The organism is Arthrobacter sp. E44 (assembly GCF_041877125.1).
Taxonomy (GTDB): domain Bacteria; phylum Actinomycetota; class Actinomycetes; order Actinomycetales; family Micrococcaceae; genus Arthrobacter.
On the sequence record NZ_JBHDJA010000009.1, the window covers coordinates 69,949 to 88,466 of the forward strand.

19 protein-coding genes are annotated in these 18,518 nt (G+C 66.5%); 1 reads left to right on the top strand and 18 read right to left on the bottom strand.

All coding sequences use genetic code 11. The features are described from left to right. Nucleotides 1-16: 16 nt before the first annotated feature. Genes ACETK3_RS09955 through pyrR form a run of 4 tightly spaced genes read right to left on the bottom strand, consistent with a single transcriptional unit; the run spans nucleotide 17 to nucleotide 3,487 of the window. Nucleotides 17-535, bottom strand: coding sequence for a hypothetical protein (locus tag ACETK3_RS09955; protein ID WP_236798456.1), 519 nt, complete (start codon nucleotides 533-535; stop codon nucleotides 17-19). Beyond that, entirely contained in the window at nucleotides 535-1,875 is a 1,341-nt protein-coding gene (locus tag ACETK3_RS09960) for a dihydroorotase (protein ID WP_236798457.1), read from the bottom strand. The genes ACETK3_RS09955 and ACETK3_RS09960 overlap by 1 nt, the downstream gene beginning before the upstream one ends. Then, nucleotides 1,875-2,903 carry an aspartate carbamoyltransferase catalytic subunit gene (locus ACETK3_RS09965; protein ID WP_236798458.1) on the bottom strand — a complete coding sequence of 343 codons (1,029 nt, stop codon included), beginning with the start codon at nucleotides 2,901-2,903 and terminating at the stop codon, nucleotides 1,875-1,877. Before ACETK3_RS09965 ends, ACETK3_RS09960 begins: the two co-directional genes overlap by 1 nt. Next, entirely contained in the window at nucleotides 2,900-3,487 is a 588-nt protein-coding gene (gene pyrR / locus ACETK3_RS09970) for a bifunctional pyr operon transcriptional regulator/uracil phosphoribosyltransferase PyrR (RefSeq protein WP_237428222.1), read from the bottom strand. Before pyrR ends, ACETK3_RS09965 begins: the two co-directional genes overlap by 4 nt. A gap of 194 nt (nucleotides 3,488-3,681) precedes the next feature. On the opposite strand from pyrR, the gene ACETK3_RS09975 reads away from it, so the two are divergent. Further along, the gene (locus tag ACETK3_RS09975) at nucleotides 3,682-4,953 is read left to right on the top strand and encodes a PrsW family intramembrane metalloprotease (protein ID WP_373462164.1); all 1,272 of its coding nucleotides are present in this window, start codon (nucleotides 3,682-3,684) and stop codon (nucleotides 4,951-4,953) included. A gap of 79 nt (nucleotides 4,954-5,032) precedes the next feature. Here ACETK3_RS09975 and nusB read toward each other — a convergent pair whose 3' ends face one another. The 14 genes from nusB to ACETK3_RS10045 all read right to left on the bottom strand — a co-directional run bounded on the left by nusB (nucleotide 5,033) and on the right by ACETK3_RS10045 (nucleotide 18,500). Beyond that, nucleotides 5,033-5,443: a transcription antitermination factor NusB gene (gene nusB, locus ACETK3_RS09980; protein ID WP_237428223.1), complete on the bottom strand. Its 411-nt coding sequence runs from the start codon at nucleotides 5,441-5,443 to the stop codon at nucleotides 5,033-5,035. Continuing rightward, nucleotides 5,443-6,006 carry an elongation factor P gene (gene efp / locus ACETK3_RS09985; protein ID WP_142133745.1) on the bottom strand — a complete coding sequence of 188 codons (564 nt, stop codon included), beginning with the start codon at nucleotides 6,004-6,006 and terminating at the stop codon, nucleotides 5,443-5,445. The genes nusB and efp overlap by 1 nt, the downstream gene beginning before the upstream one ends. A 171-nt stretch (nucleotides 6,007-6,177) precedes the next feature. Continuing rightward, the gene (locus ACETK3_RS09990; RefSeq protein WP_237428224.1) at nucleotides 6,178-6,696 is read right to left on the bottom strand and encodes a tetratricopeptide repeat protein; all 519 of its coding nucleotides are present in this window, start codon (nucleotides 6,694-6,696) and stop codon (nucleotides 6,178-6,180) included. After that, a complete protein-coding gene (gene aroB / locus ACETK3_RS09995) occupies nucleotides 6,696-7,787 on the bottom strand; it encodes a 3-dehydroquinate synthase (protein ID WP_236798463.1) in 1,092 nt (363 codons plus the stop codon). Before aroB ends, ACETK3_RS09990 begins: the two co-directional genes overlap by 1 nt. Then, nucleotides 7,784-8,353 carry a shikimate kinase gene (locus ACETK3_RS10000; protein WP_373992812.1) on the bottom strand — a complete coding sequence of 190 codons (570 nt, stop codon included), beginning with the start codon at nucleotides 8,351-8,353 and terminating at the stop codon, nucleotides 7,784-7,786. The genes aroB and ACETK3_RS10000 overlap by 4 nt, the downstream gene beginning before the upstream one ends. Further along, nucleotides 8,353-9,552 (bottom strand): chorismate synthase, encoded by a 1,200-nt coding sequence (gene aroC, locus ACETK3_RS10005; RefSeq protein ID WP_236802863.1) that lies wholly within the window; start codon nucleotides 9,550-9,552, stop codon nucleotides 8,353-8,355. Before aroC ends, ACETK3_RS10000 begins: the two co-directional genes overlap by 1 nt. Before the next feature lie 23 nt (nucleotides 9,553-9,575). Then, the gene (locus ACETK3_RS10010; RefSeq protein ID WP_373992847.1) at nucleotides 9,576-10,436 is read right to left on the bottom strand and encodes a shikimate dehydrogenase; all 861 of its coding nucleotides are present in this window, start codon (nucleotides 10,434-10,436) and stop codon (nucleotides 9,576-9,578) included. Further along, entirely contained in the window at nucleotides 10,433-12,043 is a 1,611-nt protein-coding gene (gene mltG / locus ACETK3_RS10015; protein WP_373992813.1) for an endolytic transglycosylase MltG, read from the bottom strand. The genes ACETK3_RS10010 and mltG overlap by 4 nt, the downstream gene beginning before the upstream one ends. Continuing rightward, nucleotides 12,040-12,639 carry a Holliday junction resolvase RuvX gene (gene ruvX, locus ACETK3_RS10020; RefSeq protein WP_236798466.1) on the bottom strand — a complete coding sequence of 200 codons (600 nt, stop codon included), beginning with the start codon at nucleotides 12,637-12,639 and terminating at the stop codon, nucleotides 12,040-12,042. The genes mltG and ruvX overlap by 4 nt, the downstream gene beginning before the upstream one ends. A 7-nt stretch (nucleotides 12,640-12,646) precedes the next feature. Next, nucleotides 12,647-15,325 (bottom strand): alanine--tRNA ligase, encoded by a 2,679-nt coding sequence (gene alaS / locus ACETK3_RS10025; protein WP_373992814.1) that lies wholly within the window; start codon nucleotides 15,323-15,325, stop codon nucleotides 12,647-12,649. A gap of 127 nt (nucleotides 15,326-15,452) precedes the next feature. Next, the gene (locus ACETK3_RS10030; protein ID WP_236798468.1) at nucleotides 15,453-15,683 is read right to left on the bottom strand and encodes a DUF6167 family protein; all 231 of its coding nucleotides are present in this window, start codon (nucleotides 15,681-15,683) and stop codon (nucleotides 15,453-15,455) included. Between the two features lie 16 nt (nucleotides 15,684-15,699). Beyond that, nucleotides 15,700-16,074, bottom strand: coding sequence for a DUF948 domain-containing protein (locus tag ACETK3_RS10035; RefSeq protein WP_142133738.1), 375 nt, complete (start codon nucleotides 16,072-16,074; stop codon nucleotides 15,700-15,702). A gap of 145 nt (nucleotides 16,075-16,219) precedes the next feature. Beyond that, complete coding sequence (gene rpsD, locus ACETK3_RS10040; protein ID WP_009357431.1) at nucleotides 16,220-16,846, bottom strand: 30S ribosomal protein S4; 627 nt, start codon at nucleotides 16,844-16,846, stop codon at nucleotides 16,220-16,222. A 169-nt stretch (nucleotides 16,847-17,015) separates the two neighbouring features. Continuing rightward, a complete protein-coding gene (locus ACETK3_RS10045; RefSeq protein WP_236798469.1) occupies nucleotides 17,016-18,500 on the bottom strand; it encodes a replication-associated recombination protein A in 1,485 nt (494 codons plus the stop codon). Nucleotides 18,501-18,518 lie beyond the last annotated feature (18 nt).

Sequence of the window (18,518 nt, forward strand, 5' to 3'; positions counted from 1 at the left end):
ATTCGCTTTCACTGTCTTACTTTCCACTGGTGGCACCAGCCGCGGGGGCTGACGAAATCAAATCCTGAAGGGCCTGGTACAGAGCTTCCTTGTCCGCCGCGCGGCGGGTCCGGAAGCCGGTGTCCAGTTCGTGGGCACCATGCCTCCACGCGAGCACCAGCAGGCCGTCCTTTTCCACGAACTTTCCTGCCATACCGCTGTCCTGCCGGACACCCGTGAGGGAGGCTGCGGGGATGTAGAGGGCCGGGGCACCTGAGCGCTCATAGAGGACCCCGTGCGGATACACCTCGAGGCTGGAGTTGGTACGGATGCCCAGGCCGTGCACCGCGATCCGGTCGAGCCAGTCGCCTGCCGTGGTGGTGGCCACGTACTGCCCGTCGGCAGCGGCGGTGGGCTCGCCGGGCGCGTCGGGCACCTGGGGCAGTTGCTCGACGTCGGACTGGCGCTTCAGGCGGTTGCGCCAGCCAACGGCGAGGAGGACAAAGACGACGGCGACAACCGCCAGCATGGCAAGTCCGGGAAGGATTTTGTCCATCAGGCAGCGCCTGCCGGGGTTGCGGCGGCTTCCGGGTGGGGGGTGTTGAGGGCGCCGTCCAGGACGGTGGGGTGGCCCTTGAAGAAGGTGGCCACCACCTTGCCCGGAAGTTCCCTGCCCTTGAACGGGGAGTTGCGGCCCATGGTGGCCATCTGGAAGGGGTCCACTGTCCAGCGTGCTGCCGGATCAACCAGGATGAGGTTGGCGGGTTCGCCGGCCTCGATGGGCCGGCCCTGGTCAGCCAGCCGCCCAATCTTCGCAGCCGCGGTGGAGGTGACCCGGGCGAAGTCGGCCCAGGTCATCAGGCCGGTTTCGATCATGGCGTCCTGGACCACGGACAGGGCCGTTTCCAGCCCGGTCATGCCCATGGCAGCCTGCGCCCACTCGCATTCCTTGTGTTCGCTGGGGTGCGGTGCGTGGTCGGTACCCACAACGTCGATCGTGCCGTCTGCCAGGCCCGCGCGCAATGCCTGGACGTCGGCGTCGGTGCGCAGCGGAGGGTTGACCTTGAACACGGGGTCGTAGCTGCGCACCAGGTCGTCGGTCAGGAGCAGGTGGTGCGGGGTGACCTCGGCGGTGACGTCGATGCCGCGCTCTTTGGCCCAGCGGATGATCTCGACCGAGCCCGCCGTGGAAACGTGGCACACGTGCAGGCGGGAGCCAACGTGTTGGGCCAGCAGGACGTCGCGGGCAATGATGCTTTCCTCCGCCACGGCGGGCCATCCGGTGAGGCCCAGGACGGCGGACACGTCGCCCTCGTTCATCTGTGCCCCGGCTGTGAGCCGCGGTTCCTGCGCGTGCTGGGCCACCACGCCGTCGAACGCCTTGACGTATTCGAGGGCGCGGCGCATGAGCACCGGGTCATGGACGCAGATCCCGTCGTCGGAGAACATCCGCACCCGCGCGCGGGAATCGGCCATGGCGCCGAGTTCGGCGAGCTGCTCCCCTGCCAGGCCGACGGTTACGGCGCCCACCGGGCGGACGTCGACCCAGCCGGCTGCAAGGCCAAGCGTGTAGACCTGCTCCACCACGCCGGCGGTGTCGGCAACGGGAGTGCTGTTGGCCATGGCGTGCACGGCGGTGTAGCCGCCCAGTGCCGCGGCCCGGGTGCCCGTTTCCACTGTCTCGGCGTCTTCGCGGCCCGGCTCACGCAGGTGCGTGTGGACGTCCACCATGCCGGGCAGCGCCACCAGCCCGGTGGCGTCGATGACGGTCCCACCGTCAGCCGACAGGCCATGGCCGATCTCGGCGATGATGCCGTCGCGGATCAGCAGGTCCGCAGGCTCCCCGCCCAGGATGGCGGCGCCCTGGATGAGGTAGGTTCCGGTGCTGGCTGCCATCAGTTGCTCTCCTTGGGGGAAGGGGCGGCGGCAGCGTAGGCCGGTGCCCGGTGTGCGGCTGGTTCCCGGGTGTCTCCGGAGAGCAGCAGGTACAGCGCGGCCATCCGCACGGACACGCCGTTGCGGACCTGCGCGAGGACGGTGGAACGGGGTGAGTCGGCGGCGGCGGCGCTGATCTCAAGGCCCCTGTTCATGGGTCCGGGGTGCATGATGATGGTGTCCGTCATGCCGAGGTCGTCGAGGGCACGCAGGCGGTTGTCGTCGAAGCCCCAGCGGCGGGAGTATTCCCGGGTGCTGGGGAAGAACGACGCGTTCATGCGTTCGCCCTGGACTCGGAGCATCATCATGGCGTCCACGCCGTTGGCCAGGGTCTGGTCGAGGTCGTAGCTGACGCTGCAGGGCCATTTGTCGACGCCGACCGGCAGCAGCGTGGGTGGGGCCACCAGGGTGACTTCAGCGCCAAGGGTGCGCAGCAGCCAGACGTTGGAACGCGCCACGCGGGAGTGCAGGACGTCGCCGGCGATGGCCACCCGCATGCCCTTGAGGTCCGTCCCTTCAGACGCTGTGCCGGAGAGGCGGGCCCAGTGGCGGCGCATGGTGAAGGCGTCGAGCAGGGCCTGGGTGGGGTGTTCGTGCGTGCCGTCACCGGCGTTGATGACGGCGGCGTCGATCCAGTCAGTGGCGGCGAGGCGGTGGGGTGCGCCGGAGGCCCAGTGCCGGATGACGACGGCGTCCGCACCCATGGCGGACAGTGTCTGGGCCGTGTCCTTGAGGGATTCGCCCTTGGAGACGGATGATCCCTTGGCGGCGAAGTTGATGACGTCCGCTGAGAGCCGCTTGGCGGCAGCTTCGAAGGAGATCCGCGTGCGGGTGGAGTCTTCGAAGAAGAGGTTGACCACGGTGCGGCCGCGCAGCGCAGGAAGTTTCTTGACTTCCCGCTCCCCCACGGCCGACATTTCCTCGGCGGTGTCCAGGATGCGGATGGCGTTCGAGAGGCTGAGGTCCTCGGTCGACAGGAGGTGTTTCATGCGCCCCCCTCGATCACGACTTCGTTGACCGGGCTTCCGCCGTCGGAGGAGTCCGTCTCTTCCAGCCGGACCCGGACCTTTTCGGCTGAGGACGTAGGCAGGTTCTTGCCCACGTGGTCCGCGCGGATGGGAAGTTCGCGGTGGCCCCGGTCGATCAGGACTGCAAGCCGGACGATGCGCGGGCGGCCGAGATCCACGAGTGCGTCCAGGGCGGCGCGGATGGTGCGGCCGGAGTAAAGAACGTCGTCGATGAGCACCACCACTTTGTTGTCAATCCCCGTCCGGGGCAGCCTGGTGGGGTATGGGGGGCGGGTTCCCTGGTGGGAGAGGTCGTCACGGAACATGGTGACGTCAAGCTGGCCTACGATGGCGGCGGCATCAACGGTGTTGTCCGCGGCGGCAATTTTTTCCGCCAACCGGACAGCCAGCGGATAACCGCGGCGGGGAATGCCCAGCAGGACCAGGTCCCGGGAACCCTTGTTGGCTTCGAGGATCTCGTGGGCGATACGAGTGAGGGCCCGGTCAATGTCCGCCTGGTTGAGGACAACCCTGGCTGGAACCGGTGCGCTGGTGACAGATGTCAACGCTCGTCTCCCCTTTCCCCGCCTCACAGGACGGAATTAAAAAAGGAATGTTTGCTGTTCAAAATTACCACACGGTCCTGCCCCGCCGGCCCCGGATCAACGCGGTGCTGGTCACATCCCGCGGGCCGCAAACAGAAAGTAAGCCCGCTTCCTTTGTGGCGCGGGAGCGCCCGCTTAGGCTTTCCGGTATGCCGATGTATTCGCAGCACCCTTCACCCGGACTCCCCGACGACCACTACGGCGGTGCCGGTGGTGCCCTGCCCCGGGAAGCGAATCCAAGCTGGATGGGTCAGGTGCAGCCGGAAAACTACCGGGCGGCGCCGGGGCACCAGGGCCAGCCGCCGGCGGGCGTGGTTCCGCCGCAGGCGCAGGGAACGGTGCTGCAGGCGTCGCGGACCCGCAGCGGACTGCTGGGGCTGAGCGTTGCCGGCGGCGTGCTCGCCTTCCTTAGCCTGTTCCTGGTGGTGCCGTTCCTGCTGTCCAACACCGGTGCTGCCGGATTCCTGATTGGTTTCCTGGCGTCCCTGGTCCCGCTTGCGGTGGTGCTGACGGCGGTGCACATCATCGACAGGTGGGAGCCGGAACCGAAACGGCTCCTGTTTTTTGCTTTCACGTGGGGCGCCGCGGTGTCCGTTGCCGTAACGCTGCTGATCCAGCCGTTCTTCGTGATCGCCTTCCAGTTCACGGACCAGCCTGACCTTCAGACCTACATGGCCACCGTGCAGGCACCCATCGTCGAGGAGTTCGCCAAGTCCCTGGGCCTGCTCATCCTCCTGCTGGCAGCGCGGCGGCAGTTCGACGGCCCCGTGGACGGCGTGGTGTTCGCCTTCACCATCGCCGGCGGCTTCGCCTTCACCGAGAACATCCTCTATTTCGGCCGGGCCATCGCCGAATCGGCCTCGCCGGCAACCGACTTCGCCCAGGTCTTCTTCCTGCGCGGCGTCATGTCCCCTTTCGCCCATGCGATCTTCACCGGCACCACCGGCCTCATTATGGGCTTCGCCGCCAGGCGCTGGCACACCGGCGCATCCATCGGCGCGTTCTTCGTGGGCCTGCTGCCGGCCATGTTCCTCCACAACAGGTGGAACAGCATGGGACAGGGATTCCTGCTGGACTACATCGTGGTCCAGGTGCCGATCTTCGTTCTGGCAGTGGCAGGCATCATCTTCCTGCGGGTGGCAGAGAAACGCCTGACCCGCCAACGCCTGCTGGAGTATTCCGCCGCGGGCTGGTTCACGCCCGCTGAGGTACAGCTGCTGGCCACGCGCGGGGGCCGCCGGACAGCCTTGGCGTGGGCAGCCAGTGCGGGCAGGAAGCAGCAGATGAAGCAGTTCCTCAAGGCGGCAACCCAGCTGGCCAACACCCGCCAGCGGATCCTGAGCGGACGCGACGTAGCCATCCACCAGGCCGAGGAGAGGCTGCAGCTCCAGCGGATCCTGGCCCTGCGGGCGTCAGTGGCCGGGTGAACCGAATCCCACCGGCAACGCAAAAGAACCCCGCCATTGGCGGGGTTCTTTTGTCTATTGATAGTTCTGCCGGCAGCTCTTACGCGAGGAGCGAAGGCTTCAGCTGCTGCAGCCGGCCCAGGAGGCCATTAATGAACTGCGGCGACTCGTCCGTGGACAAGGTCTTGGCCAGCGCAACTGCTTCGCTGACCGCCACGCCATCAGGGACGTCGTCGTTGTAAAGCAGCTCCCAGGTGCCGATGCGCAGGATGATGCGGTCCACTGACGGCATGCGCTCCAGGCTCCAGCCCTGCGAGTAGGTCTCCAGGAACTCATCGATGGCTGCCTGCTGCGACAGCACTCCTTCGACGATTTCCACGGTGTAGGGGTTGACCACCTGGTCGGTCTTTTCCCGGCGTGCGCGGAGCACGTCGAACGGTGAAACAGAGCGCTGCTCCGCTTCGAAAAGAACATCCAGTGCCCTGCTGCGGGCTTTACCGCGGGCGCTCACTAGTCGGTGACCCGGCCCAGGTAGCTGCCGTCGCGGGTGTCCACCTTGACCCTGGTGTTGTTTTCAATGAACAGCGGAACCTGGATCTCGTAGCCGGTTTCCAGGGTGGCGGGCTTGGTGCCTGCGGAGGAGCGGTCACCCTGCAGGCCCGGCTCAGTGTAGGTAATTTCGAGGACAACGCTCGGCGGCAGCTCGATGTAGAGGGGGGTACCGTCGTGGATGGCGATGTTGACCATCTGGTTCTCGAGCATGAAGTTGGTGGCGTCGCCTACCGTGGCACCGGAGACGGTGATCTGGTCGTAGTCCGAGGTGTCCATGAACACGAAGTCCGCGCCATCCTGGTACAGGTACTGGTAGTCGCGGCGGTCGACGGTAGCCGTTTCGATCTTGAGCCCGGCGTTGAAGGTCTTGTCGACAACCTTGCCGGACATCACGTTGCGCATCTTGGTCCGCACAAAGGCGCCGCCCTTGCCGGGCTTGACGTGCTGGAATTCGATGACGTTCCAGAGCTGGCCCTCAAGCTTCAGGACCGTTCCGTTCTTAATGTCGTTAGTGGTTGCCACTGGTTTCCTTTGGTTTCTTTGTCTGGCCGCGTGGTCAGATGCTGTATGCCGGGCGGGCACGCCGCAACGGCCCGCCTGCACGTGTTTGTCAAAAATCGCGTGGATGCAAAAATTCCACAACCATTCTACCGGTAAATACCGGGCGCCCTTCCGCAGCCTATGGCTGCGGCCTCAGCAGGCCAGGTCCAGGACGTCCCTGGCCCGCTGGAGAGCCACCGTGGACGAGTAGATCTGGGCGGCGTCGGCTGACTGAGCCACCCGCAGGTCCAGCGCCCTGGAGAAGGATTCAACCGCAGCAGAGGTCTGTCCGGCTGCGTACTGTGCCCTGCCCAGGTACTGGAGGGCCAGGGCCTCCCCCGGCGTGCCGTGCGCCTCGGCAAGGAGTTGACGGAACAGGCCCACAGCGCGGTCCATCCGATGGCTGACGCTCAGCACTTCGGCTTCGAAGATGCGCAGGAGGAACGATTCCGGATCCTTGAAGCGGGCCTCCGCAAGCAGCTCGGCAGCCTCGGACGCGTGGCCCTCAACCAGCAGCACGAAGATCTGGTCCGCCGGATCCGAGGAGGCGGCCAGGGTCTCCCGGACCACGTCCTCGTTGACGATCTGGGGCTGCAGGCTATCGGGGTTGATGCGGACGCCCGGGAAGCCGGCCTCGGGCCAGTCGGCAGTGCCGCTTATGTCGCCCTGCATCAGGAAGCAATCTCCTGATAGGCCGCGAACAGCAGCGAGGTATCCGGGACGTCGAGGATTCCGGGTTTGGCAATGCCGTCCAGCACCACGAACCGCAGCAGGTCGCCGCGGGATTTCTTGTCGCGGCGCATCCCGTCCAGCAGGCCCTGCCACCGGTCCCGCCGGTAGGTGACCGGAAGCCCGAGTCCGTCCAGGATGCTCCGGTGCCGGTCGGCGTCGGCGTCGCTGAGCCGCCCCACGCTCCGGGCGAGCTCAGCTGCGAACATCATGCCCACGGACACCGCGGCGCCGTGCCGCCACGAGTACCGCTCCACGAGTTCGATGGCGTGGCCCAGGGTGTGTCCGTAGTTCAGGATTTCCCGCAGCCCGGACTCTTTGAGGTCCTCGGAGACCACTTTCGCCTTCACGGCAATGGCCCGCTCGATCAACTCCCGCAGGGCCTCGGAGCGGGGGTCCACCACCGCGGCCGGATCCTTTTCCACCAGGTCCAGGATGGCGGGGTCGGCGATGAAGCCACATTTGATGACTTCGGCCAGGCCCGAAATGATTTCGTTTTTCGGCAGCGTGTCCAAGGTGTCCAGGTCCGCCAGGACGGCCGCCGGCGGGTGGAAGGAGCCCACGAGGTTCTTTCCCTCAGCCGTGTTGATGCCGGTCTTGCCGCCCACGGAGGCGTCCACCATGCCCAGCAGGCTGGTGGGCATGTGGATGACCTTCACCCCGCGCAGCCAGGTGGCTGCAACGAAGCCGGCAAGGTCGGTCACCGCTCCCCCGCCCACGGCGACAATTGCATCGGAGCGGGTGAAGTCGTTTTGGCCCAGGACCTGCCAGCAGAAGGCGGCCACCTGGATGTGCTTGCCTTCCTCGGCATCCGGGATCTCCGCGGTGAGGGACGTGAAACCCGCTTCTGCGAGTTCATCGCGGACGGTGTCGCCCGTGAGGCGCAGCGCGCGGGGGTGGATCACGAGGACCCGGCGGACGCGCTCTCCGAGCAGGGCGGGAAGTTCACCAAGGAGGCCGCGCCCGACGACGACGCCGTAGTTGTTGCCGGCGCCTTCGCCGGTGACGTTGATGACTGTTGATTGCGTGTTCACTTTTCAACTTCCTGTTTGGCAGCTGCATGGTTGCGCAGTGCTGCTTCCAGCCGGCCGCACAGTTCGGGTATCGAGCCGTGGCGGACGTCCAGGGTGATGTCGGCCAGCCTTTCGTAGACCGGCCTGCGGGTGGCGAACATGGCCGTCCAGCGGCCCATCGCGTCTCCGGCAAGGAGCGGCCGGCCGGAGTTGCGGGCGATCCTGTCCGCGACGGTATCGGCGTCGCACTCCAGGTACACAACGGTGCAGCGGCTGATGAGCTGCTGCGTGCCTGGGTCCAGCACCGCTCCCCCGCCGAGCGAGATGACCGTGGACGTGCCCTCGGCTTCCGCCACGGCCTCGGCGACGGTCCGGGCCTCGATTTCCCGGAAGGCGTGCTCGCCGCGCCCGGCGAAGATCTCGGCGATGGAGCCGTGGCCGGCGACGATCACGGCGTCGGTGTCAATGAAACGGACACCCAGCTGCTGGGCGAGCTGCCGGCCGACGGCTGATTTACCCACGGCCATGGGGCCGATGAGCACAATCGGCCGGCCGCCAACCGCTCCGGGACTGCTGCGGTGGAGCACTACTGGCCGATCGAGTCCAGGGATGCCGGGATGCTGTCCAGGTAGCCCTTGATGTTGCGTGCGGTCTCCGCCACCGAGTCACCGCCGAACTTCTCGATGACCGCTTCGGCGAGGACCAGGGCCACCATGGCCTCGGCCACCACTCCGGCAGCCGGCACAGCGCAAACGTCGGAGCGCTGGTGGTGGGCCTTGGCTGGTTCGCCGGTGCTGACATCGATGGTCCGCAGGGCGCGGGGCACAGTGGCGATGGGCTTCATGGCTGCCCGGACACGGAGGACGTCGCCGATGCTCATGCCGCCTTCGATGCCGCCGGCGCGGTTGCTGGCGCGCACGATCCGGCCTTCGCCGTCGCGGAGGATTTCGTCGTGGGCAGCGGACCCGCGGCGTGCCGCCGTCAGGAAACCGTCGCCAACCTCCACGCCCTTGATGGCCTGGATCCCCATGAGGGCCGCGGCCAGCCTGGCGTCCAGGCGGCGGTCCCAATGGACATAGCTGCCCAATCCCGGCGGAAGGCCGTAGGCCAGGACCTCAACGACACCGCCCAGGGTTTCGCCTTCCTTGTGCGCGGCATCGACCTCGGCGACCATGGCGTCAGAGGTTTCGCGGTCGAAGCAGCGCAGGGGATCGGTGTCCAGCGCGATGACGTCACTGGGCACGGGCAGCGGACGGCCTTCCGGCACCGTCACACTGGCGATGGATACCGTGTGGCTGACCAACTCAATGCCGAGATGCCTGAGGAACTGTGCGGCCACGGTCCCCAGTGCCACGCGCGTGGCGGTTTCCCGGGCGCTTGCACGTTCCAGCACGGGCCGGGCCTCGTCGAAGCCGTATTTCTGCATGCCGGTAAAGTCTGCATGCCCCGGGCGCGGGCGCGTCAGGGGCGCGTTGCGGGCCTGGTCGGCGAGGAGTTCGGGGTCCACGGGATCGGCAGACATGATCTGCTCCCATTTGGGCCACTCGGTGTTTCCCACCTCGATAGCGACCGGACCCCCCTGGGTGCGTCCGTGCCGGACGCCACCAAGAATGGTCACGACGTCCTGCTCGAACTTCATCCGCGCGCCACGTCCGTAGCCGAGGCGGCGGCGGGCCAGCGAGTCTGCGATGTGGCCGCTGGTGATTTCCACACCGGCGGGGACGCCCTCAATAATTCCCATTAGAGCCGGACCATGGGATTCACCGGCAGTCAACCAACGCATAATTTCCATCCTGCCACGTAGGGCGGTCAGAACGCCCGCCGGGCAAGGCCGACTGCGTCACACATCACATCTATGACAGCTGCATTAACGTCTTCTCCGCGCCGGGTGAAGAGCCGCACCTGCTCCACTGCCTGGTACAGCAGCATTTCCAATCCGGGCACCACGCGGCCGCCGCCGCCCTGCCAAACCGACGCGATAAGGCTGGGCCAAGGATCGTAGGCGACGTCCAGCAGCACACCTGGTGTCGTGGTTTTGAGCGCGGCAATTTCCGCGGCGAGCCCGTCTGCCGCGCGCGGCGGCAGTGTCGAAACGACGACGTCGGCTTCCGCCGTTGGGCGGGCGGCCCCGGCGAGGGGGCGGACCTCCAGGGCCATCCCGAGGCTGTCGGCAGCCGCGCGGACGTCGGCCGTGCGGGACGCATCGCGGACAAAGACCTGCACCGTTTCGGTGCCCAGTTCCTTGAGTGCGGCGACGGCCGAGGCCGCCGTGCCGCCCCCGCCCAGGATAACGGCCGAGGGTGCGGCAGCAGAACCGGCATGGCAGAGGGCGTTGACGATGCCCGTCACGTCAGTGTTGGAGCCCACCATCCTGAGGCCGGCGGCGGTCTCTTCGAACGTCACGGTATTCACGACGCCCAGGGTCCGTGCAACTCCCCGCACCTCGTCCACCTCGTCCAGCATCGCCGTCTTCAGCGGCATGGTCACCGACAATCCCCGCCAACCCGGCTGGTGCCGGATCTGGCGCATGAAGGACGGCAGCAGCTCCTCAGTGACGTCGATGGCCGTGTAACTGATGCCTGTACCCAGCCGCTCATAGGCCGCGAGGTGCAGCGCCGGGGATTTTGAGTGGCTGATCGGGTGGCCCAGGACGGCAGCCCGCAGGCTCATGTGCAGCGGCCCGCGTTTGCCTGGCACCAGGCGTTGTACTGCTCCACGTAGGCGTTGTGTTCAGCAAGGGTCTTGGCGAACTTGGTTTCCTTGGTATCCAGGTTGATGGTGACCCAGTACAGGTAGTCGTTGGTCTTTGGCCTGGCTGCCGCGTCGATAGCTGTCTTGCCGGGAGACCCGATGGGGCCAGGGGGCAGCCCGGGGTTCGCGTAGGTGTTGTACGGGTTCGACTTGTCCTTACGCTGCTCATCCGTGAAGTTGAAGCTCCGGGTTCCCAGTCCGTACGTGACGGCTGAGTCAACCTGCAGGAAGCCGCCGGTCTGGTCATTGGGCTTCAGCCGGTTGTAGATGGCGCCGGCAACGTCGCCGTAGTCGGCCTGGCCTCCCTCGGCCTGGACAATGCTCGCCACGATCACGGCCTGGTACTGCTTTGCGGGGTCCGTGATGCCCTGTGAGACGAGTTCATCGGTGGTGGCCTTCACCAGCGCCTGCAGGATGTCCTTTGCCTGGGTACCCAGCGGGAAGCGGTACTCGCCCGGCGCCAGGTAGCCTTCCAGGTTCTTCGCGTTGGCGGGCAGGCCGAACTGCGCAGGCTGGTTGCTGAGCGCCTGCAACTGCTGCACGGAGATGCCGGATCCCTCGGAGATCGCCTGGAGGGATTCACTGATGCGGAGCCCTGCACTCAGGGCGAAGTAGATGACCTTGGACTTGTCTTTGCCGGCCAGGACGTTGACCGCATCCGCGTTCTTCATCTCGGTCTTGAAAACGTAGTCCCCCGGAGAAAGGGTTGCGCCGGACGCATGGAACGCCTGCATGAAGGTATCCGCGTTAGCCACGACGCGCTGGTTCTCCAGTTCTGATGCAACGGACCTGGTGCCCTCGCCGCTGGCGACGGTCACGCGGACCTCACCCGTTCCGGGGCCGGGGAAGTCCGATGGTTTGCCGCTGCCCAGGAGGGGCTTCAGGAACTGGGCGCCTACGGCCACGGCCGTAACGAACACGGCCAGCGTCAGGAACAGTGCCAACAGCCTGCGGCGGCGGCGGACCTTCTTCGAGGGACGTTTCACCACCTCACTGGATGCGGCAGGCAGGATCCCGGCGACCGGGTCAACATGCGCGGATTCGGGGTGGGCCTCAGGGTGGTAGTCGGTTGCCTCATACTCAGAGTGGCCGTGAACGCTCTCCGGGTAGTCGGGGACGTCCGTTTCATCGTGAATGTGGGCCTCTTGGTGCGCATAGTGGACGTCGTCCGTAAGGGGCGTGACGTCGTCGAGGTGGTCGTCCTGGTAGTCATCCGTGTGGTGATGCGCTGCGGCGTCTGGGTGTGCCGCGTCGTCATGGATGGACGGGGGCGTTTGCGGTGCCGCCGGGACGTCACCGGCGCCGGGAAGCGGAGCAAAAGTGGATTCGGTGGCCGGAGAAGCGGCGGCCGGGGGTGCGGCGGGTTGCGGAGGGACCTCGCCCGTCTCGTAGGCCTGTTCGGGCACGGCGTTTTGGCCCCCGGTATTGAGGGTCTTCTCCCGGGCGCGCAGTTCCTTGCGGGTCAGCGGCCGCTGGGCGCCGGTGCCCAGCGGACCGGAGGTGTCATCAATGTTGGCAGGGCTCACTGTTGCCTTCCATTATCTGAAAATCGGGCCGTGTCTGCGGGGGCGGTGCGGACTGGTTCGTCCACCCCACCGGCCCCCAGGTCCACGGACGGGGATGGCGCTGTCACGCGTGAGCCGACATCCGCTCCCCTGGCTTTCTGCATGTCGATGGCGTGCTGAAGAATACCCGCCGCCGCGACCTGATCAACTACTTTACGGTGCTCCCTGCTGCTCATGCCAGCTTCGTGCAGGTTCCGGTGGGCCGTGACGCTGCTGAGGCGCTCGTCCACAAGGTTGACGGCAACGGCCAGGCCGCGGCTGGAAAATTCAGCAGCCAGCAGCAGCGCATAGTCCGTTGCCATCCTGGCTGAGGCATGTTCCTCACCCTTCATGGTCCTGGGCAGGCCAACGATAACCTGCACAGCCTCCAGTTCCTCCGCCAGCTTCGCGATGACGCGGATGTCCGAGTTCTTCTTCGCGTTCCGGTCGAGGGTCTTGTAGGGCGTGGCAAGGATCGAGTCCCGGTCGCAGATGGCGACCCCGACCCGGACGGTGCCGACGTCCACCCCCAGTTTCACGCCCTGGGGGTAGCCGCCGGCAGCAACAGGATTGGTCATCGGAGGGTTAGCGCCTTGAGATGGCGTCGACGACGGCAGCCAGGGCAGCACCGACCTTACCGGCGTCCGTACCGCCGCCCTGGGCAACGTCATCCTTGCCGCCACCGCCACCACCCAGCACGCCGGCAGCGACTCTGACCAGGGCGCCGGCCTTGACACCGGCTTCCCTGGCTGCCTCGTTGGTGGCAACCAGGATCAGGGGGCGGTCGTTGGCGACACCGGCGACGGCTACCGCGGCAGCTTCTGAACCGAGGCGGTTGCGCAGGTCCAACGCGAGGCCGCGGAGGTCGTCAGCGCCGCTGACGGAGCCGACGTCGTGGGCCACCACCCGGACACCGACAGCATCCTGCGCGGTGTTGACGAGATTCGCGGCGGCTGCGGCCAGCTGCTCCTTGCGGAGCCGGTCCAGTTCCTTCTCGGTTGCCTTCAGTTTGGCCAAAGTGGCGGAAATCCGGTCCGCGAGCTGGCCGGAGGGGACCTTCAGCAGGTCGGTCAATTCGGTAACCAGTGCGCGTTCGGCGGCGAGGTGGCGGAACGCCTCCATGCCCACGAAAGCCTCCACACGGCGGTTCCCCGAACCCACCGACTGCTCACCCAGGAGGGAAAGGCTGCCAATCAGCGACGTGTTGGCAACGTGGGTGCCGCCGCACAGCTCGCGCGACCACGCGCCGTCGATCTCCACAACCCGGACTTCACTGCCGTAGTTCTCGCCGAAAAGCGCCATGGCGCCCAGTGCCTTGGCTTCGGCCAGGCCCATGATCTTCGTCTCCACCGCGTAGTTGTTGCGGATGGCAAGGTTGGAGACTTCTTCGATCTCGGACCGGGTGGCGGTGCTCAGCCCTTCGCCCCACGCAAAGTCGAAGCGCAGGTACCCGGCCTTGTTGAAGGAGCCGCGCTGGGTGGCTTCGGGCCCAAGGATCTGGTGCAGGGCGGCGTGCACGATGTGCGTGCCCGTGTGCGCCTGCTCTGCGGCGTGGCGGCGTTCGCGGTCGACGGCGGCGCGCACCAGCGAATCAGCACCGATTTCGCCTTCCCGGACAATCGCCTTGTGCACGCTGAGGCCCTTTACCGGCCGCTGGACGTCCAGGACCTCGACGACGAACCCGTCGCCGGTGATCAGGCCGGTGTCGGCGGCCTGGCCGCCGGCTTCGGCGTAGAACGGCGTTTCGGCCAGCACGAGTTCGATCTCGTCCCCGGTGAGGGCCTGCTGGACCTGGCGGCCGGCGCTGAGCAGGCCGCGGACCCGCGACTCACCCTCCAGCTCGGAGTAGCCCGTGAAGACCGTCTCACCCTGGGCCAGGAGGTCCTGGAAGACGCTGACGTCGGCGTGGCCGCCCTTCTTGCCCTTGGCATCGGCCTGGGCGCGCTGGCGCTGTTCCTGCATCAGGCTGCGGAACGCGGCCTCGTCCACCTTGAGCCCGGCCTCTTCGGCCATTTCGAGCGTGAGGTCGATGGGGAAGCCGTAGGTGTCGTGCAGGGCGAAGGCATCGGCACCGGACAGGGGCTGGTTGGCGGCCTTCGATTCCTTGACGGCGTCTTCAAGCCGGGCGGTGCCGGAGGCGATGGTGCGCAGGAATGCCTTTTCTTCCGCGTAGGCGATGCGGCTGATCCGGTCGAAGTCGGTTTCCACGATGGGATACACACCCTTCATCGCGTCACGGGAAGCCGGCAGCAGCTGGGGCAGGCAGGCTTCTTCAACGCCGAGCAGGCGCATGGAACGGACGGCGCGGCGGATGAGGCGGCGCAGGACGTAGCCGCGGCCTTCATTGGAGGGGGTCACTCCGTCGGAAATCAGCATCAGCGCCGAGCGGATGTGGTCGGCCACCACGCGCATGCGGACGTCGTCCGTGTGGTGGGGATCGTCCGGGGTTTCGGCGGAGGTGTATTCCTTGCCGGACAGTTCCGCGGCCTTGTCGATGACGGGGCGGACCTGGTCGGTCTCGTACATGTTCTCGACGCCCTGCAGGATCATGGCGAGGCGTTCCATGCCCAGGCCGGTGTCGATGTTCTTCTTGGGCAGCTCGCCCACGATGTCGAAGTCGACTTTCGACCGGACGTTCTCGATCTGGTACTGCATGAACACCAGGTTCCAGATCTCGATGTAGCGGGTCTCGTCCGCGAGGGGACCGCCCTCGACGCCGTAGGCCGGACCGCGGTCGTAGTAGATCTCCGAGCAGGGACCGGCGGGGCCGGGCTGGCCGGTGGACCAGTAGTTGTCCGACTTGCCCATCCGCTGGATGCGTTCGGCGGGGACGCCGGTGTTTTTCAGCCACAGCTCTTCGGCTTCGTCGTCCTCTTCGTAGACGGTGACCCAGAGCCGCTCGGGCGCAAGGCCGTAGCCGCCGTCGTCAACGCTCTTGGTGAGCAGTTCCCAGGCGAACTTAATGGCGTCTTCCTTGAAGTAGTCGCCGAAGGAAAAGTTGCCGCACATCTGGAAGAAGGTGCCGTGGCGGGCGGTCTTGCCCACTTCCTCGATGTCGCCGGTGCGGATGCACTTCTGCACGCTGGTGGCGCGGGAGTAGGGCGGTTCCTCGCGGGCGGTGAGGTAGGGAATGAACGGGACCATGCCGGCCACCGTGAACAGCAGCGAGGGGTCGCTGGAGACCAGCGATGCGGAGGGAACCGCGGTGTGGCCCTTGCTGACAAAAAAGTCCACCCAGCGCTTTGTGATCTCCTGCGACTTCATGAGCTGTTTTCTTACCCTTCTTGGTCCGCACCGCAGGGCGGCACGGATATTTCGTTCAGGTGGCGGCTTCCCGGATCGGGTTCCTGCCGGTTGTTGACTGGCTGCCGGCGCTATATGCCCTTCCGGGCTAGCGGCGAACAACTTCCGCGGACTCGATGCCCAGGGCGGTCCTCAAGTCGGTTTCGCGTTCATGCATCCCTGCACGCACGGCGTCGGCGAAGTCGTAAACGCCGTCGGCCAACCGGCCCACTGCACGGTTCAGGCCTTCCGGCCCGAGGCTGGACTGCGCCTGGCTGACTTTACGGAAGGCGATGACGCCAATGGCCACGCCGATTCCCATCCACACAATTCTTTTCATGGTCTTCTTTTCGAATCTAGCGGCTGCGGCGGCCTGCAGCGGGCTTCCGGCGGTTGGCGAAGGCGCTGCGCACGCCGTAGCTGAACGCGGCAACCTTGATCAACGGGGAACCCACGGTGGCGGCGACCAGCGACGACAGGGCGGAGATGTTGGCGGACGCGTCCGAGACGTTGGATGAGATCCCGTCCACCTTCTTCAACTGCTGGTTGGTGGTGGAAACAGTTGCGGTGACCTCATCCATCAGTGGCGTGGCGCCGTCGCTGAGGGAGCGGATGGTAGTCCGCATCTCGTCAAAGACCTTCCCCAGCTTCAGGATGGGGACCGCAAGCAGCAGGACCAGGAGCGCGAACACCCCGGCAGCGATCAGGCCGGCAATATCGCCACCAGACATAGACGTTCATCTCCTTGAAATTCCGTGGTGGGGCCCCATCCGCGGCATGCACGGAAGGCCCGTTGCGCAGATGTCCCCCAAGTACCTTACATACAAAGAAGCCCGCGGCGCTTGCCACGGGCTTCTTTGGATACGCTGCTGGGATTTAGCGTGCGTAGAATTCGACGACGAGCTGCTCTTCGCAGGTCACGGGAATTTCGGAGCGCTTGGGGCGGCGGACCAGGCGTGCCTGCAGGGCCTCCAGCTTGACGTCCAGGTAGGCCGGAACGGCAGGCAGGACGTCGCGGTGGGCACCGGCTGCGGCAACCTGGAGCGGAACCATGGTTTCGCTGCGGCTGTGGACGTGGACCAGCTGGCCCTCGCCGACGCGGAACGACGGACGGTCAACGCGGACGCCGTCAACCATGATGTGGCGGTGCACAACCAGCTGGCGGGCCTGGGCGATGGTGCGGGCGAAGCCGGCACGCAGGACCAGGGCGTCGAGGCGCATTTCGAGCAGTTCGATGAGGTTTTCACCGGTCAGGCCCTTGGTGCGGCGGGCCTCTTCGAAGGCACGGGTCATCTGTGCTTCGCGGATGCCGTACTGGGCGCGCAGGCGCTGCTTTTCACGCAGGCGAACGGCGTAGTCGGAGTCCTGCTTCTTGCGGGCACGGCCATGCTCACCGGGGCCGTACGGGCGGCGCTCCATGTACTTGGCGGCCTTGGGGGTCAGAGCAATGCCGAGGGACCGCGAGAGGCGGGCCTGACGGCGAGCACGAGTGTTGTTAGCCACTTGTGTCCTTCCAATATCTGCGGTGTGTCAGTGTTACTGGCCTCCACGATGGAGAGCATCGGCCAACCGCTGCCTTTTGCTACTGGGCGCAGGGCATAACCTGTCCAACGTAAATTGGGGAGATTGTGCGTCCGTGCCTTGCCAGACAAAGAGTCAGCTTACCACGCGATTACTTGCCCCGGACAATCCTCCGCAGCCGCTCCAGCCGCTGGGCAATGTCCCGTTCCGCACCGTTGCCGGTGGGCTGGTAGTAGTCCCGGCCCACCAGGTCATCCGGCGGGTACTGCTGGGTAGCCACGGCGTGCGGTGCGTCGTGGGCATACTTGTAGCCCACGCCATGGCCCAGCTGTTTGGAGCCGGGATAGTGCGCGTCACGCAGGTGCGCGGGAATCCCCACGCCCAGGCCGGCGCGCACATCGGCGATCGCTTTGTTGATGCCCATGTAGGCGGCATTGGACTTTGGTGCGGTGGCCAGGTGGACCACGGCCTCGGCCAGGATGATCCGGCCCTCAGGCATGCCAATAAGCTGCACGGCCTGCGCCGCTGCGACGGCCGTCTGGAGGGCGGTGGGGTCGGCCATGCCCACATCCTCCGCTGCGGAGATGACAATCCTGCGGGCAACAAACCGCGGGTCCTCCCCCGCCTCGAGCATCCGGGCGAGGTAATGCAGGGCCGCATCCACGTCCGAGCCCCTGATGGATTTGATGAAGGCGCTGGCCACGTCGTAGTGCTGGTCACCGGCGCGGTCATAACGGACGGCAGCCGCGTCCAGGGCGCGCTCGGTGTGCCGCAACTCCACAACGACGGGCTCCAGGGCGACAGGCGCTTCGGCGGCCGGCCCACCAGGTGCGCCTTCCTCCGCCACGGAACGTTCGACGTCGTCCGCGTCACCGAAAGCGACACCCGCCGCGGCTTCCAGTGCCGTGAGCGCCCTGCGGGCGTCCCCGCCCGAGAGCCGGACCAGGTGCTCCAGCGCCTCGTCGCTGAGCCGGACCTTGCCGCCCAGCCCCCGCGGATCCTCCACGGCGCGCACCAGCAGGCCCTCGATGTCCGCGTCGGTCAGGGGTTTGAGCGTGAGGAGCAGCGAGCGGGAGAGCAGCGGCGAGACCACCGAGAAGGAAGGGTTCTCGGTGGTGGCAGCCACGAGGACCACCCAGCGGTTTTCGACACCGGGCAGCAGGGCGTCCTGCTGGGCTTTGTTGAAGCGGTGGATCTCATCCAGGAACAGCACCGTGGTGGTCTTGTACAGGTCCCGCGCGGTGAGGGCGTCGTCCATGACGCGGCGGACATCCTTGACGCCCGCAGTGATGGCGGACAGTTCCACGAACTTGCGGCCGGGACCGCGGGCGATGACGTGCGCGAGCGTGGTCTTGCCGGTACCCGGCGGACCCCAAAGGATCAGGGAACTGGGTCCGGCCGGACCGGCTGCGTCGGCGCCTGCCCCGGCCGCCAGCTGGCGCAGCGGCGAGCCCTGGCCGAGCAGGTGCTGCTGGCCCACCACCTCATCGAGGGTGCGGGGCCGCATCCTTACGGCAAGGGGGCTGCGGGGCGAGCCCTGGCCGCGCGCACTGTTGCCCCGGGAACCGTTGCCTGCCCCGGCGACGGGACCCTCGTCGTCGTCATGTTCTGGCCCGTTGCCGAAGAGATCATCCACATAGATAGGCTACTTCCA

What these genes read in the sequence shown, in the direction of transcription:
- ACETK3_RS09960 (WP_236798457.1), bottom strand. Translation starts at nt 1,875, where the DNA reads ATGGCAGCCAGCACCGGAACCTACCTCATCCAGGGCGCCGCCATCCTG.
- ACETK3_RS09955 (WP_236798456.1), bottom strand. Translation starts at nt 535, where the DNA reads ATGGACAAAATCCTTCCCGGACTTGCCATGCTGGCGGTTGTCGCCGTC.
- ACETK3_RS10035 (WP_142133738.1), bottom strand. Translation starts at nt 16,074, where the DNA reads ATGTCTGGTGGCGATATTGCCGGCCTGATCGCTGCCGGGGTGTTCGCG.
- ruvX (WP_236798466.1), bottom strand. Translation starts at nt 12,639, where the DNA reads ATGACCAATCCTGTTGCTGCCGGCGGCTACCCCCAGGGCGTGAAACTG.
- ACETK3_RS09990 (WP_237428224.1), bottom strand. Translation starts at nt 6,696, where the DNA reads ATGCAGGGCGACATAAGCGGCACTGCCGACTGGCCCGAGGCCGGCTTC.
- ACETK3_RS09975 (WP_373462164.1), top strand. Translation starts at nt 3,682, where the DNA reads ATGTATTCGCAGCACCCTTCACCCGGACTCCCCGACGACCACTACGGC.
- ACETK3_RS09965 (WP_236798458.1), bottom strand. Translation starts at nt 2,903, where the DNA reads ATGAAACACCTCCTGTCGACCGAGGACCTCAGCCTCTCGAACGCCATC.
- ACETK3_RS10010 (WP_373992847.1), bottom strand. Translation starts at nt 10,436, where the DNA reads ATGAGCCTGCGGGCTGCCGTCCTGGGCCACCCGATCAGCCACTCAAAA.
- ACETK3_RS10030 (WP_236798468.1), bottom strand. Translation starts at nt 15,683, where the DNA reads ATGAAAAGAATTGTGTGGATGGGAATCGGCGTGGCCATTGGCGTCATC.
- alaS (WP_373992814.1), bottom strand. Translation starts at nt 15,325, where the DNA reads ATGAAGTCGCAGGAGATCACAAAGCGCTGGGTGGACTTTTTTGTCAGC.